Raw genomic sequence first — 14,027 nt, 5'->3', positions numbered from 1 at the left:
AGCCGTACGGTGAGACGGTGAACACCCGCATCCTGGTGGTCGACGACGATCCGACCGTGTCCGAGGTCGTGGCGCGCTATCTGGAGCGCGACGGGCACGAGGTGGAGTGCGTGGGCGACGGCGCCGAGGCGCTGCGCAGGGCCCTGGCCGACCCGCCCGACCTCATGGTGCTCGACCTGATGCTGCCCAGGATCGACGGGCTCCAGGTGTGCAGGAAGCTCAGGGAGCGGTGGCCGGTCCCGGTGATCATGCTGACCGCGCTCGGCGAGGAGATCGACCGGGTGGTGGGCCTGGAGACCGGGGCCGACGACTACGTGACGAAGCCGTTCAGCCCACGGGAGCTGGCGTTGCGCGTGCAGTCGGTGCTGCGCCGGGCGCGGGGGGCGTCCGTCACGGCCGGCACCGGCGTGCTGCGCGACGGCGACCTCGTCGTGGACGTCGGCGCCCACGAGGTGCGGCTCGGCGGCACGCAGGTGATGCTGACGGCCAGGGAGTTCGACCTGCTGGCCTACCTCATGCGCAACCCGCGGCAGGCGTTCAGCCGGTCGGCGCTGCTCGACCAGGTGTGGGGATGGTCGTTCGGCGACTCCTCGACCGTGACCGTGCACGTGCGGCGGTTGCGGGAGAAGGTCGAGGCGGACCCGACCGAGCCGCGGCGGATCGTCACCGTATGGGGTGTCGGCTACCGGTACGAGCCACAGGAGAGCGCGGGGTGACGCCTCCCGAGCCCTGCCTGGGCGGGACGTGCCCGCCGGCCATGGTGTCGGTGAGCGAGCTGCCCATGGTCGTGGCCGTCTCGGCGGGACTGGGGCTGCTGGTCGCCGCCGCCGGCGTATGGGCCATGGGACGGCTGCGGACCAGGTCGATCGGGGTGATGCTGGCCGTCGTCGTGGTGGTCGCCGTGGCGGCGACGCTGGCGGGCGTGGTCGCGATCACCATGAAGATGATCATCGAGGGGGCGGTCAAGGACTTCGTGCTCAGCGTGGTCGCGGTGGGCGGCCTGGTGGGGCTCGGGGTCGCGTTCGTGCTGGCCAGGCGGGTGGTGGGGGAGAGCAGGCGGCTGGTGGCGGCCGTGCGCGACGTGCCGTTCAGGGCGCCGCTGGGGTTGCCGGCCGAGCTCCAGGAGATCGCGAGCACCCTTGAGGAGGCGTACGCGCGGGAACGCGCGCTCGAAGGCGCCCGCCGGGAACTGGTCGCCTGGGTGAGCCACGATTTGCGTACGCCGCTCGCCGGCCTGCGGGCCATGGCCGAGGCCCTGGAGGACGGCGTGGTGGCCGATCCCGCGACGGTCGCGCGCTACCACGGCCAGATCAAGCTGGAGGTCGAACGGCTCTCGGCCATGGTGGACGACCTGTTCGAGCTGTCGCGCATCCACGCGGGCGCGTTGCGGCTGTCGCGGGCCAGGATCGGGCTCGCCGACCTCGTCGCGGACACGCTGGCCGGGGCCGAGCCGCTGGCCAGGGCCAAAGGGGTGGTGCTCACGGCGGAGGCGACGGGGGCCGTGCCCGTGGAGGCCGACGCGGCCGCGCTGGGCCGGGCCCTGCGGAACCTGGTCGTCAACGCCATCCGGCACACGCCGTCGGAGCGGGCCGTGGTGCTCCGGGCCGGGGTGGACGAGCAGGGGATGGCCTGCGTCTCGGTGGCCGACGGTTGCGGGGGGATTCCCGAGGAGGATCTGCCTCGGGTGTTCGAGGTGGCGTTCCGGGGGAGGCCGCGCGTACGCCCACCGCCGACGGCGGCGCCGGGCTCGGGCTGGCGATCGCCCAGGGGATCGTCGAGGCGCATGATGGGATGATCGGGGTGGTCAACGAAGGACCGGGGTGCCGGTTCGAGATCCGATTGCCCCTGGTGTCCGGAAGTTGACGTTCCCGCACGGTGTCCTGCCTCGATCTTCCGCTGTGGTCTCGCTCCTCGATCGTGGGTCGCCCGGGTCTGGCCGCCCGGGTCAGGCGGGTTCGGGGAGCGCGGTGTCGCGTTGCCCGAACGACTCCGACATCGCCCGGAACGTCGGGCAGGGCCAGCGCCACATGCAGCTCCGGCACCGCAGGATCGGGTTGGCGGTGTCGCTCGTGATGCCACCCGCGTCGCGCGGCTGGTGCAGGTCGAGCAGCCGCAGCCCGAGCTCGGCGAACCTGAGCAGGTCGGCGCGGGAGCCGGCCAGGAAGTCGAGGTCTTCGCTCGCCAGCCTGGTGCGGATCGGGACGTAGCCCTCGTGGTTCAGCAGACCGCGCAGGCGCGCTGCTTCGTCATGCCATGACGTGGCCTTTTCTGTGCGGATGAGGATGGTCTCCAGACGTTCCCGGAGCCCCTGACGCTGAGGATCTTCAGGTTTCTCTGCATTCATCGATACGAGGCCCATGGGGCGGGCCACAGCCCCTCCTTCTCCGTGAAGCGCTGCCGGTTCCGGTGTCACGCTGTCAAGCTTCGCGTACTCTCCGTTTTGATGGAGCCCAAACGGAGGACAAAAACCTGTCGTTCCCCTCTCGGCGTGACAACGTGACCGGAAGCCTCCGCGCCGCTAGCCTGCCCATGTGGAGCTCAAGGTCTCGACTCGATCACATGCCGGGTGCGCACTCGTTGCCATCACCGGAGAAATCGACCTCTATACGGCGCCTCACCTGCAGGCCGAGTTCACTCGGCTGCTGCAGGACGAGCCCAGCCGGGTGGTCATCGACATGTCCGCCGTGGATTTCTGCGACTCCACGGGGATGAACGTGCTGCTCTCGGCGCTCAAGCGCATGAAAGAGCGGGGAGGTGTGCTGGAGGTGGCCGCGCCGCGTCCGGCCGTCCGCAAGATCCTGCAGGTGACGGGGCTCGTCTCGGTGTTCACCGTGCATGACGAGCTGCCGCAGGAGTGCCTCATCACCGAGGGATCATGACGCAGGCTGACACGGCTGTCGTCATTCCCGCGGTGAACGAGGGCGATCGCATCGCCGCCACCGTCGCCGCGGCGTCCCGCCTGCCGGGTGTCGATCTCGTCGTGGTCGTCGACGACGGCTCGACGGACCGCACCGGCAAGGTGGCGCGGGCGGCGGGCGCGCGGGTGGTCCGCCACAGCCGCAACCGCGGCAAGGCCGCGGCCATGGAGACGGGCGCGGAGGCCGTACGCCTCCTCGACGAGGACCGTACCCCTCGCCACCTGCTCTTCCTCGACGCCGACCTGGGTGACACGGCGAGCGCCGCGGCGCCGCTGGTGGAGCCCGTGCGCGAGGGCAAGGCCGACATGACGATCGCGCTGTTCGGCACGCGGGTGAAGCTCGGCGGCCATGGGTTAGTCGTGCGCGTGTCCAAAGACGGCATCCGCCGCGCCACCGGCTTCGAGGCCGCCCAGCCGCTCAACGGCCAGCGTTGCCTGACCAGAGCCGCCTTCGAGGCCGCCCGGCCGCTGGCGCACGGGTTCGGCGTGGAGACGGCGCTCACGATCGACCTGCTGCGCAAGGGGTTCAGGGTCGTCGAGGTCGAGGTCGAGATGTCCCATCGGGCCACCGGCAACGACTGGCGGGCCCAGTTGCACCGCGCTCGGCAGTTGAGGGACGTGGCGCTGGCTCTGGCGAGCCGGGAGCCGGTGGTCGTCGAAAATCTTGGCAAACTCCGTCCTAAGCGGTGATTTCGGGCTCCGGGTTATCCACAGGCGTGGATGATCTGGGGCTGGGGCCGTGACGAGTGTGCTGGAATTTGCGGGTGACTTCGGAGAGACGCCGCAAACAGGCACAAGCCCCACCTTTCTGGGTGGCATCGCTGCGGCTTCCGTGGTCTGCCGCCGACCGGCGCCGGTTCTCGGCGGGCGGCGGCGGGGTCGGCGCGTGGGGTGGGCGGCCGGTGTTCGCCCGTGCCTCCGCGGCCGGTGGGCGGGCGGCGGCGCCTCGACCGGGGCGGCTGCTCGACGCCGTTCGAGCGCGGCTCGCGGTTCCCGGGCTGGTGATGATCGCGGTCTCGGTGCTCCTGACGATCACGATCGGGTTGCTCGGGCCTTCTCCCATGGTTCCCGCGCTGGGCGGGCCGGGGTGGCAGCCGCCGTACTGGCTGGATGCCCGTCCTGATCCTTATGCGGTGCTCGTCCTGGCCGCCGCGGCCCTGGTCATCGGCGGGGTCGGGCTGCTGGCGGCGCTGGCCGCCGGGCCGCGTCCCGGGCTGCGTGCCCGGCCCCTGGTGCTGCTCGGCTGTCTCGCCGCGGGGGTGCTCGCGTTCCTGCCTCCCTCGGGCTCCGGCGACCATCTCAACTACGCCGTGTACGGCCGGATGGTCACGCTGGGGCTGAGCCCCTACACGCACGGCGCCGACGACCTGCCGGGCGATCCCATCGCCGACGCGGTCGAGCGGCCGTGGCGCGAGGAACCCAGCGTCTACGGGCCCGTCGCCACCGCTCTCCAGGCGCTGGCGAGCTGGATCGGCGGCGACTCGCTCCGGTTGACCATCTTCGTGCTGGCGGTGTTCAACGCCGCCGCCTTCGTCGTCACGGCCCTGCTGATCGACCGCTTCACCAGGGACGACCCCGCCCGGCGGCTGCGGGCCGCGCTGTTGTGGGCGGCCAATCCGCTCCTGCTCTACCACCTGGTCGCGGGCATGCACGCCGACACCCTCGCCATCGCCTGCATGGTGGCCGCGCTGCTGGCCAGGGCACGTCCGGTCGCGTCGGGGGTGCTGCTCGGGCTCGGGGTGGCGACGAAGCTCAACGCGGGGCTGGTGGCGCTGGGGCCCGCGTGGGAGCTGCGCCGCCGTCCGGGGCGGCTCGCCGTCATGGCGGCCGGCGCGCTGGCCGTGGTGGTCGTCGGCTACGCGGTCGTCGGGCCGGAGGCGATCGCGCCGGTGACGACCACCAGCAAGGCGATCTCGCACGCCTCGTTCTGGAAGCTGGTGCAGGGGTGGCTCTGGGCCCTCGTGGGCACGGGGCGCGCTTACCGGGGTGAGATCCAGGTGGGCGCGCTGGTGGTGCTCGTGCTCGTCGCCTGGGCGTTGCTCCGGCTGGCGTCCCGGCGGTCCGCCGCCCGTCAGGGGCCGGGGGCCTCTGGTGGGCTGGGGGCGCCGGTCGTGGCGGCGGCGCTCGTCGTGGCCTACCTGTTCGCCACGCCGTACATCCTGCCCTGGTACGACGGGCTGGCGTTCGGCATGCTCGCCCTGGTGGGCGCCTCGGCCGTCGACGGGTTCATGGTCGCCCACCTGCTGGTCCTGTCCCTGGCCTACCTGCCCGCCCGGGTCGACGGGCAGCCGCCGGGCGTCGAATGGCTCAGCGGCGTCCTCAGGCCTCAGATCGCGTGGGCGCTGCTGGCGCTGACCGTCCTGCTGGTGGTGTGGGCGTGGCGAGCTGGAGGGCCCGTACGCAGGCCGCGAGCGTCAGCGGCACCGCCACCGTGAGCGCCATGGCCGGGATGGCGATGCCCGAGTCGTTCATCAGGAAGCCGACGAAGGCGCAGGTGAGCGTCCCGAGCAGGCCGGCCCTGAGCGGCGGGGCCAGCGTGTACGCCTGACCCAGCGCCGAGGCGCCCCACCGCGACGGGCGGGCCAGCACCAGGAACAGGAACGCCAGCGCGACCAGCGAGAGCAGGGTCAGCGGCCAGTTGCCCACGGTCACACCGATCATGGCCCCGAACTTGCGTCCGACGACCGTCCACGCCTGGCCGTCGATGATCTGCTGCACGAACGCGCCGAGGTGCGTGCGCCTGTCGGCCGGGCGCATCCAGTCGAAGACCGAGATGGCGGCGATCAGCGCGGCCGCGCCCACCCCCACGAGCAGGAGCTTCACCACCGACACCCGCCTGCCGGACAGCAGGATGAGGAAGACCGCCACCCCGATCACGAACGCCGGGACACCGCCGAAGTCCGCGCCCCACGAGGGTGATCCGTCCGCGAAGACGGCGAAGGCGCCGTACAGGCCGCACAGCGCCACGACCACCGTCCTGGAGACGCCCCTGCCGAGCAGCCACTGTGCCACCCCGGCCAGGCCGAGAACCGTGCCGGTGGCGTAGACGGCGAAGGCGATGTTGCTGAAGCCGTAGAAACGTCCTCCGGTGACGGGTTCGTAGCCGGTCACGGCGTTCACCTGGAGGGCTGAGCCGGTCATCACGTCGATGAGGAGGGCGAGCGAGGTGACGGCCGCGACCACGGTGAGCGGGCCGAGCACGTGCGCGCGCCACGGGCCGGCGAACGCGAGGGCGGTGACCAGGGCGGCGATGGCCAGGATCGTCACGATCACCGAGACCATCGGCATCGGCAGGCTCCACCACGGCACGAGCTGGGCCAGGAACGTGGAGACGGCGATGGCGCCGCTGACGGTCGCCACCACCTGGATGGCGGCCAGCAGCTTCGAGGCGTCGGCCGGGTCGCCGCCCGCAGCCGGGGTGGGGCGGTCGTTCGCCTCGGGGGCGCCCTTCACGGCGGCGGTCGCAGCGGGCGTGTGCTCGTCGGCGGCCGATGAGCCGGCGTCGGCGGGCGCGGGTGGGTCCTGCCGGACGCGGGAGGAGCGGCGGCGGCGGAGCGCCAGGGCGGCCAGGGCGTAGAAGAGGAGCTGCACGCTGACGAGGACGGTGAAGAAGGGCCCGCGTACGTCCCGGAGCACCTGGCTGGCCAGGTCGCCGTCGGCCAGTCGCGTCACCGTGGCGGCGGCCGGTGCGGGGGCGTTGCCGTCGGGCTGCCAGGCGCGGCCGACCACGTCGCGGGGGGCGGTCAGGCCCAGGAGCTGGATGGCGGTGGCGGTGAGGTCGGTGATGGTGACCAGGCCGTCCTGGCGGGTGGAGGAGGCGGTGAGGTGGCCCCCCTGCGGGTACGGCTGCCCGCTCGGGGACGGTCCCGTGGCGAGGGCCGCGTGGAGGTGGGCGTTCGGGCTGATGTCGGAGATGCCGGCGAGCAGGACGGTGGTGTTCGGGGGCACCTTGCCCATCAGGGCGGCGATCTGCTGGTCTGCCCTGGTTGCAGCGGCTTGGCGTTCGGCGGCCGGGAGGGAGGCCGGGATCGCGTGATCGTCGAGGGGGCCGCGAGCCCAGGCGGTGGCGAGGTCGGCGGCTTCGAAGACGATGAGGTTGTAGGGGGTCAGGTCGTTCAGGCCGTCAAGGCTGGGGGCGTATTTGGTGATTTTTCCTGCCTTGTCGGCGGCGGCGAGGGCGGCGCCGGGGCCGATCGCCGCCACCTTGCCCCCGCCGTCGGCCACCAACTGGCCGAGCGTGCCGAGCTGGGCCGCGTAGCCGGTGTCGGCCTGGAAGGCCACCAGCTCCCGCCACCCGGGGACGGTGGCGCCTTCCCCGGCGGGCTGAGGAGGCGCCGGGGCGGGGCAGCCCTGTCCGGGGGTGCCGGCGCGCTGGCCCGCGGAGACGGTCAGCCAGCCCGCCATGGGGCAGGTGACGCCACGGTCCTTGGGCGGGACGGCGCGGGTGGACAGTGACGCCGAGCTGCCCTGGGCGGCGAGCTTCCACAGGGTGGGCGTGCCCGCCTCACTGAAGTCACTCCACTGCAGACCGGGAACGCCCACCACGACGACCCGCCGCCCCGCCGGCCCACCTTGTCCTGAGACGCCGCTGCCCGCCGCCGCCACGGCACTCCCCTGCACGGCCTCGGCACCGCCCTGAACGGTCGCGGTTGCGCTGCCGTTCTGGGAAGCGGCGGCGGCTGTGGCGGGGAGGAGGAGGGTGGCGAGCAGGAGGCCGAGGAGCACCGTGACGAGATGGCGGCGCGCCCGAGGCGCTGCTGTCCGGAGCCGCTGCGGGGGCATCGCGAGGTGCTGCAGGGGCTTCGGGTGCTTCAGGGGTGTGGTGGCTGCGAGGTGCTGCAGCAGCCTGTAGGGCTGGAGGCGCTGTAGGGGCGTGAAAGTCCGGGACCGGGCAGGGGGGTGCGCTGTCGTTCCGGTGGCGCGTTGGCGCACCGGGCGGGAGCCGGTTTCGGGGGGAGGGCGCCTGGGGTCGTGGGGCGTACGCGACGCGCTTGGTGCTCGCCCCCGAGCGTGGCGTAAGGCATGTACGGAACCCCCAGTGTCTGCGCCCTCGATCAACAGCCACGGTAACGTGCCACATCGTGACAAGAGGCGAGGTGCGAGTGATCCGGCGGCAGTGGTGGGCGTGGGTGGTGGTGGCGCTCGTCGTCGCGGCGGCGGCCGCGCCTCTTGTGCACACGTGGCTGACCAACCCGGACGACCAACGGCTCGTCGACCTCGACGTCTACCGTACCGGCGGGCAGATGCTGCTCGACGGCCGTCCGGTGTACGACTTCTTCACCCCGGCGCCCCAGCTGCTGCCGTTCACCTATCCGCCCATCGCGGCGATGCTGGCCGTGGCGCTGGCCGAGATGTCCTGGGGCACCGCCCAATGGGTGTGGACGGCCGGCATCTTCGCGGCGCTGGCGGTCACCGTCTGGTTCGCCTTCCGTCAGGCGCTGCGGGCCTACGTGCCGTGGGTGTTCGGGCTGCTCATGGTGGCCTGCACGTACCTGATGCCGATCCGGGACCAGGTGCGGTTCGGGCAGGTGGACATCCTGCTGGTCGCCCTGTGCCTGGTGGACTGCCTGGCGCGGCGCCCATGGCTGCCCCGGGGGTTCCTGGTCGGGCTGGCCACGGCCGTCAAGCTGACGCCCGGCGTCTTCCTGATCTACTTCCTGGTCACCAGGCAGTGGCGGACGTTCTTCATGGCGGCGTTCGTGGCGGCCGTGCTGACAGTGCTGCCGTTCGTGGTGATCCCGCAGGACGCGTCCGCCTTCTGGTTCTCGGCGCTGCTCGATCCGGAGCGGCTGGGGGCGAACACCGCCACGACGAACCAGTCGATCCGGGGCATGTTGCTGCGGCTGTACATGCCGGAGTCGCTGACGTTCGTGATCTGGGCCGTGATCGTGGCGGCCGTGGCCTGGTACGGGTTCCGGGCGGCGCGGGCGGCGTACCAGGCGAAGGACGAGCTGACGGCGGTGGCGCTGACGTCGCTGATGGCGGTGCTGCTCTCGCCGGTCGCCTGGATCCACCATCTGGCCTGGGTGGTCGTGGTGCTCGGGGCGATCGTCGGCGACGGGCGCGATCCGGTCAGGCTGCGGGTGGCCGCGGGGGTCTGGCTGTTCTACGTGGTGCCCGTGCCCTGGTGGGGGGTCTCGCTGATCGCCGCCGGGATCCCGGGGGTGAGCCTGGTGCTGGGGAAGATCGTGCAGGACGGGTTCGGGCTCGGGGCGCTGGTTCTGGTCTGGCTGCTGGCATCGTGGTTGCCCAAACGGCGGCAACGGGCTTGACCGAAGTATTACCCTCTGTGGCGTGCTCGTTACCGCTTGGGTAGTCGTGGGCCTCGTGGCCGGGGTGAGTGGCGTGTTCATCGGCTACATGGGCCTCAGGCAGGCCAGGGCCGCCGTCGACGACTGTCTGCGCAGAGTGGCCAGGCAGACGAGCGAGGGCGCCGGCGACCTCAAGGCGATCAGAGACGTGGCCGTGTGTCGCTACGACGCGCTCGCCGAGATGAGCGGCCGACTCTCGTTCTCGGTGGCCATGATCAACGGGCTGGGCGACGGCATCGTGCTGACCTCGATCAACGGCACCAGCGAGACGCGCACGTACGTGCGTCCGGTGGTGGGCGGAAAGGGGCAGCAGCCGCTGTCGCCGGAGGAGGAGCAGGCGGTGCGGGCGGCCCGGCTCGGGCTGGGGCCGTCGGTCCCGCCGCGGGTCCTCAAGGGCTCACACTGAGTGTCCGTACGAGTGCCGTACGCGGTCGGCGAAAGGGCGGCGTGCTGCGACCACCTGCGGATACTCTGGATACATGCCCAGACTCGCCTATCTCGGCCCGGAAGGCACCTTCACCGAAGAGGCCCTGCGGCTCCTTGACCCCGCCGCCGAGCGCCTGCCCTGCGCCACGGTGAGCGCGGCGCTCAACGCCGCCCGTTCCGGTGACGCCGACGGCGCCGTCGTGCCGCTGGAGAACTCCATCGAGGGCGCGATCACCACGACGCTCGACGAGTTCGCCTGGGGCGAGCCGTTGATGATCACGGCCGAGCTGCTGCTGCCGGTCCAGTTCTCGCTGCTGGCCAGGCCCGACACAGAGATCGCGCACATCAAGCGGGTCTACACCCATCCCGCGGCCATCACGCAGTGCCGCGCCTACATCGCGCGAGAGCTGCCCGACGCCGTGGTGGTCGCCGCGCCTTCCACGGCGGCCGCGGCGCAGGAGGTCTCGCTGCCCGGCTCGCCGTACGACGCGGCCATCGCCGCGCGCATCGCCGGCGAGCACTACGGGCTGGTCGCGCTGGCCGGTGACATCGGCGACCGGTCCGACACGGTGACCAGGTTCGTCAAGGTGAGCCGTCCGGGGCCGCTGCCGGAGGCGACCGGGTCCGACCGCACCACGCTGGTCGTCTTCCTGGCCGACGACCATCCGGGCGCGCTGCTGGAGATGCTGACCGAGTTCTCCGTGCGCGGGGTCAACCTGACCCGCATCGAGTCCCGCCCGACGGGCGACGGCATCGGGCGCTATTTCTTCCACTTCGACTTCGAGGGGCACATCGCCGACGCGCGGGTGGGCGAGGCCGTCGCCGGGCTCCACCGCATCTGCGGCGAGGTGCGTTTCCTCGGCAGCTACCCCCGCGCCGACGGGGTCGCGCCGCAGATCAAGAGAGGCACGGCCGACACCCAGTTCGCCGAGGCCGCCGACTGGCTGGCCCGCGTCAGGTCCGGCCAGGTCTGACCGCCCCGGTGGCGGTCACGCGGGTCGTGGCGCCTCAGAAGGGCGTGCCGGGGAATCCGGGGGCGGGGTGGGGGCGGGCGCCGGTAGCCTTTCCTTGTGATTGACCTGCGTACCCTTCGTGAGGATCCCGACCGGCTACGGGCGTCGCAGCGTGCCCGCGGTGAGGACGACTCCGTCGTCGCAACGCTGCTCGACCTCGACGAGCGCCACCGATCCGCGCTGACCTCGTTCGAGTCGATGCGCGCTGAGCAAAAGAGCATGGGCAAGTCGGTCTCCAAGGCGCAGGGCGAGGAGAAGGCCGCGCTGCTCCAGCGGGCCAAAGACCTCGCGAGCCAGGTCAAGGCCGCCGAGGCCGAGGCTGAGAAGCTGGCCGCCGAGCTCGACCAGCTCATGCAGACGGTGCCGAACATCGTCGAGGAAGGCGCCCCTCCGGGCGGCGAGGACGACTATGTCGTCCTGGAGACGTTCGGGGAGCCGCGCCAGTTCGACTTCGAGCCCAAGGACCACCTGGAGCTGGGCGAGGCGCTCGGCGCGATCGACATGGAGCGCGGCGCCAAGGTGTCCGGCTCGCGGTTCTTCTTCCTCAAGGGCGTCGGCGCGCGCCTGCAGCTCGGCCTGCTCAACATGGCGATGCAGCAGGCGATCGAGGCCGGGTTCACGCCGATGATCACTCCGGTGCTGGTCAAGCCGGAGACCATGCAGGGCACCGGCTTCCACGTGGCCCACGACAAGGAGATCTACCGCCTGCCGGAGGACGACCTCTACCTCGTCGGCACCTCCGAGGTGGCGCTGGCCGGCTACCACGCCAACGAGATCGTGAGCGGCGACGAGCTGCCGCTGCGCTACGCGGGCTGGTCGTCGTGCTTCCGCCGCGAGGCGGGCTCGTACGGCAAGGACACCCGGGGCATCATCAGGGTCCACCAGTTCGACAAGGTGGAGATGTTCTCCTACGTCCGTCCCGAGGAGGCGCACGAGGAGCACCAGCGGCTGCTGGCCTGGGAGAAGGAGATGCTGGCCAAGATCGAGGTCCCCTACCGGATCATCGACACGGCGGCGGGCGACCTCGGCATGTCGGCGGCGCGCAAGTTCGACTGCGAGGCGTGGATCCCGACCCAGGGGCGCTACCGCGAGCTGACCTCGACCTCCAACTGCACCGAGTTCCAGTCGCGCAGGCTCGCCGTCCGTTATCGGGACAAAGACGGCAAGCCGCAGCATCTGGCCACGCTCAACGGCACGCTGGGCACCACCCGGTGGATCGTGGCGATCCTGGAGAACCACCAGCAGGCCGACGGCTCGGTGGTGGTTCCCAAGGCGCTGCGTCCCTACGTGGGGCTCGACGTGCTGGAGCCGTCCAAGTAGGAGTGGCGGCGGGCGTCGATCGCGATGACGGCGACGCCCGCGACCACGATCAGGCCGGTCAGGACGGCCGCGAGTGTGACGGCGGCCCCGTGGGTCTCGGGCGTGCCGTGTGCCCAGCCTTGGAAGGGCAGGTAGACGGCCGCGTAGACCAGCGGCGCGGCCACCACGCCGGTCGCCGCGCTCACCGGCTGCGGCTTTCCGGCACAGGCCAGTACGAAGCACACCAGCCCGGCCGCCAGCGCCACCGCCCAGCCGAACACGGCGGTGAGGTTGACGAACACCACCTCGCCGGCCTCGCTGTCCAGTGCGGCGAACACGGCCAGCGCCCCGATCATCCCTGAGATCGCGAACCCGGCCTGATACCTGCGCATCCTGGCGCCGACGCCGCCCAGCAGCATGCACACGGCCAGGAAGAGCGCGATGTTCCGCTCGGGGCCGAGGTCCACCTCGTCGGCCTGCACGGCGTCGAGGGTGTAGGACCAGCCGAGGCGGCGCCAGGCGCCTGACACGTCCCTGACCAGGATGCCGTCCACGCCGTTGGCGACGACCACGACATGCCCGCCGGGCCTTGCCTGGACCGCCAGGTCGTAGGACATGAGCATGCTCTGGTGCGCGCCGTACTTCCTGGTCAGCCGGAGGTGGGCGTCGGGGGACGGGGGCCAGGAGGGGCGCCAGGTCAGGCCGCCGTCGTCCGACTGGTCCACGCCCAGGTGGTTCTGGCGGACGCGGTAGCAGCGGGTCGCCTGGCCGGGCACGCACTGGGCGCTGATGGACGTCCGGGCTGAAGTGGGGGCGGTTCCGTCGGTCCAGGTCGTCCCGCCGTCGTCGGAGAGGCGGGAGCGCTGTTCCGCGCCGGTCGTCCCAACAACGATCTTGCCCGACTCGGTCACGTCGACGGACAGGGCCGCCGACGGGGGGACGGACGCTGCCGTGGCGGTCACGGCCAGGACGGCCAGCGGCACGGTGACCATGATCCGCCGGCGCGGGGAGTCGGTGCCGACGCTGCGCCGCCGTACCCACCAGGCCAGGGCGAGGGCGGGCAGGGCGATCAGGTCCGTGGGGTCGGCCAGGACGCGCGAGGGCCCGGCCACGAGGCTCCAGCCCTGGGAGGCGAGATCGGCCCCCGTCTCCGTGGTCTTCATGAACGTGAACAGCAGGCCGGTCAGGACGGTGGCCGCCAGGTCGGCGCGGCGTCCGAGGAGCAGTGCCATAAGGGCGGGGGCGACCACGAGTCCGGCCAGGTCGCTGAGCTTGCCGGTGAGGAGGCCGGGCCAGAGCGGCTTGAAGAGGTGGTCGTTGAGCAGGAGCAGGATGACCCCGGTGATGGTCACGGGGTGACATAACCACGCGTACCTCATATACGGGTGGATGGCGGGAGACGGAGGGAAGTTGGGCCCCGCCCGAGGCCGTGACTGATTTGTGAAACTCCCCTTTGTCCACAGGCCGCCATCCACCTGTGGACGAGCATCGGCGGACGCTTCAGGCGGCCCCTGACGCGCGAGTACATGTCCGGACATGGGGAGGGCCGAACGATGCCTGTCGGAGCCGCCACGGCCTCTTCAGGCTCTGTCGAGGGCCGAGTGAAGGTTCCGGGGCGAGAAGCAAAAAGACCGGAGTCCGCTGGAATGCGGACCCCGGCCTTACTTGCGAACTACAGGTCAGATAGCACGGACCTGGGAGGCCTGCGGCCCCTTCTGTCCCTGCGTGATCTCGAACTCGACCCGCTGGCCGTCTTCAAGGCTGCGGTAGCCGTTGCCGACGATCTCGGAGAAGTGCACGAACACGTCCGGCGCACCGCCGTCCGGGGCGATGAAGCCGAAGCCCTTCTCAGCGTTGAACCACTTGACGGTTCCCTGAGCCATAAAAGCTCTCCCTCAGGATGTGAATCTATGGGACCCACACCTCGTGGATCCCGGTGTGTCGTACAGCAAGCACCCGGGGTGGCTCAGACAAAGTCATGCTGGTTTTCACTACGGGATCAGCTAATACAACGCCATCACATCTAACACCATTCTGGCGCGTTGGTGTTCCCGTCCCTAC

Annotated in this window: 13 protein-coding genes; 9 read left to right on the top strand and 4 right to left on the bottom strand. The window is 71.4% G+C overall.

The genetic code is table 11. The features are described from left to right. Positions 1-17: 17 nt before the first annotated feature. Positions 18-716: a response regulator transcription factor gene (locus ACNF49_RS04065; protein WP_357982988.1), complete on the top strand. Its 699-nt coding sequence runs from the start codon at positions 18-20 to the stop codon at positions 714-716. Next, positions 713-1,795: a sensor histidine kinase gene (locus ACNF49_RS04060; protein WP_482942841.1), complete on the top strand. Its 1,083-nt coding sequence runs from the start codon at positions 713-715 to the stop codon at positions 1,793-1,795. Before ACNF49_RS04065 ends, ACNF49_RS04060 begins: the two co-directional genes overlap by 4 nt. Positions 1,796-1,945: 150 nt before the next feature. Here ACNF49_RS04060 and ACNF49_RS04055 read toward each other — a convergent pair whose 3' ends face one another. Then, complete coding sequence (locus ACNF49_RS04055) at positions 1,946-2,344, bottom strand: hypothetical protein (RefSeq protein ID WP_357982994.1); 399 nt, start codon at positions 2,342-2,344, stop codon at positions 1,946-1,948. Between the two features lie 187 nt (positions 2,345-2,531). Between ACNF49_RS04055 and ACNF49_RS04050 the strand changes: the two genes are divergently transcribed. The 3 genes from ACNF49_RS04050 to mptB all read left to right on the top strand — a co-directional run bounded on the left by ACNF49_RS04050 (position 2,532) and on the right by mptB (position 5,352). Next, complete coding sequence (locus tag ACNF49_RS04050; RefSeq protein WP_357982997.1) at positions 2,532-2,879, top strand: STAS domain-containing protein; 348 nt, start codon at positions 2,532-2,534, stop codon at positions 2,877-2,879. Beyond that, positions 2,876-3,607, top strand: a complete 732-nt coding sequence (locus ACNF49_RS04045) for a glycosyltransferase family 2 protein (protein ID WP_482942840.1) — start codon at positions 2,876-2,878, stop codon at positions 3,605-3,607. Before ACNF49_RS04050 ends, ACNF49_RS04045 begins: the two co-directional genes overlap by 4 nt. Positions 3,608-3,729: 122 nt before the next feature. Beyond that, positions 3,730-5,352, top strand: coding sequence for a polyprenol phosphomannose-dependent alpha 1,6 mannosyltransferase MptB (gene mptB / locus ACNF49_RS04040; protein WP_482942839.1), 1,623 nt, complete (start codon positions 3,730-3,732; stop codon positions 5,350-5,352). Here the strand turns inward: mptB and ACNF49_RS04035 are convergent. Continuing rightward, positions 5,237-7,642: a hypothetical protein gene (locus ACNF49_RS04035; RefSeq protein WP_482942838.1), complete on the bottom strand. Its 2,406-nt coding sequence runs from the start codon at positions 7,640-7,642 to the stop codon at positions 5,237-5,239. The genes mptB and ACNF49_RS04035 overlap by 116 nt on opposite strands. 356 nt (positions 7,643-7,998) lie before the next feature. Here ACNF49_RS04035 and ACNF49_RS04030 point away from each other — a divergent pair, with 356 nt between their 5' ends. The 4 genes from ACNF49_RS04030 to serS all read left to right on the top strand — a co-directional run bounded on the left by ACNF49_RS04030 (position 7,999) and on the right by serS (position 11,987). Further along, on the top strand, positions 7,999-9,189 hold the full coding sequence (locus tag ACNF49_RS04030; protein ID WP_482942837.1) for a glycosyltransferase 87 family protein: 1,191 nt from the start codon (positions 7,999-8,001) through the stop codon (positions 9,187-9,189). Between the two features lie 22 nt (positions 9,190-9,211). Continuing rightward, the gene (locus ACNF49_RS04025) at positions 9,212-9,634 is read left to right on the top strand and encodes a DUF4446 family protein (RefSeq protein WP_357983012.1); all 423 of its coding nucleotides are present in this window, start codon (positions 9,212-9,214) and stop codon (positions 9,632-9,634) included. 73 nt (positions 9,635-9,707) lie between these two features. After that, positions 9,708-10,628, top strand: a complete 921-nt coding sequence (pheA, locus tag ACNF49_RS04020; protein WP_357983015.1) for a prephenate dehydratase — start codon at positions 9,708-9,710, stop codon at positions 10,626-10,628. A 96-nt stretch (positions 10,629-10,724) separates the two neighbouring features. Then, on the top strand, positions 10,725-11,987 hold the full coding sequence (gene serS, locus ACNF49_RS04015) for a serine--tRNA ligase (RefSeq protein WP_357983018.1): 1,263 nt from the start codon (positions 10,725-10,727) through the stop codon (positions 11,985-11,987). On the opposite strand, the gene ACNF49_RS04010 is transcribed toward serS, so the two are convergent. Together ACNF49_RS04010 and ACNF49_RS04005 are read right to left on the bottom strand one after the other, a co-directional pair. Further along, positions 11,951-13,318, bottom strand: a complete 1,368-nt coding sequence (locus ACNF49_RS04010; RefSeq protein WP_482942836.1) for a hypothetical protein — start codon at positions 13,316-13,318, stop codon at positions 11,951-11,953. The two genes, serS and ACNF49_RS04010, sit on opposite strands and share 37 nt — an antisense overlap. 327 nt (positions 13,319-13,645) lie before the next feature. Continuing rightward, entirely contained in the window at positions 13,646-13,849 is a 204-nt protein-coding gene (locus tag ACNF49_RS04005) for a cold-shock protein (protein ID WP_043619750.1), read from the bottom strand. Positions 13,850-14,027: the final 178 nt, after the last annotated feature.

This window comes from Actinomadura sp. ATCC 39365, assembly GCF_054392275.1.
The sequence above is the reverse complement of the archived record's forward strand: the minus strand, read 5'-3'. Positions and strand labels throughout refer to the sequence as shown.

What these genes read in the sequence shown, in the direction of transcription:
- ACNF49_RS04005 (WP_043619750.1), bottom strand. Translation starts at nt 13,849, where the DNA reads ATGGCTCAGGGAACCGTCAAGTGGTTCAACGCTGAGAAGGGCTTCGGC.
- ACNF49_RS04055 (WP_357982994.1), bottom strand. Translation starts at nt 2,344, where the DNA reads ATGAATGCAGAGAAACCTGAAGATCCTCAGCGTCAGGGGCTCCGGGAA.
- ACNF49_RS04045 (WP_482942840.1), top strand. Translation starts at nt 2,876, where the DNA reads ATGACGCAGGCTGACACGGCTGTCGTCATTCCCGCGGTGAACGAGGGC.
- pheA (WP_357983015.1), top strand. Translation starts at nt 9,708, where the DNA reads ATGCCCAGACTCGCCTATCTCGGCCCGGAAGGCACCTTCACCGAAGAG.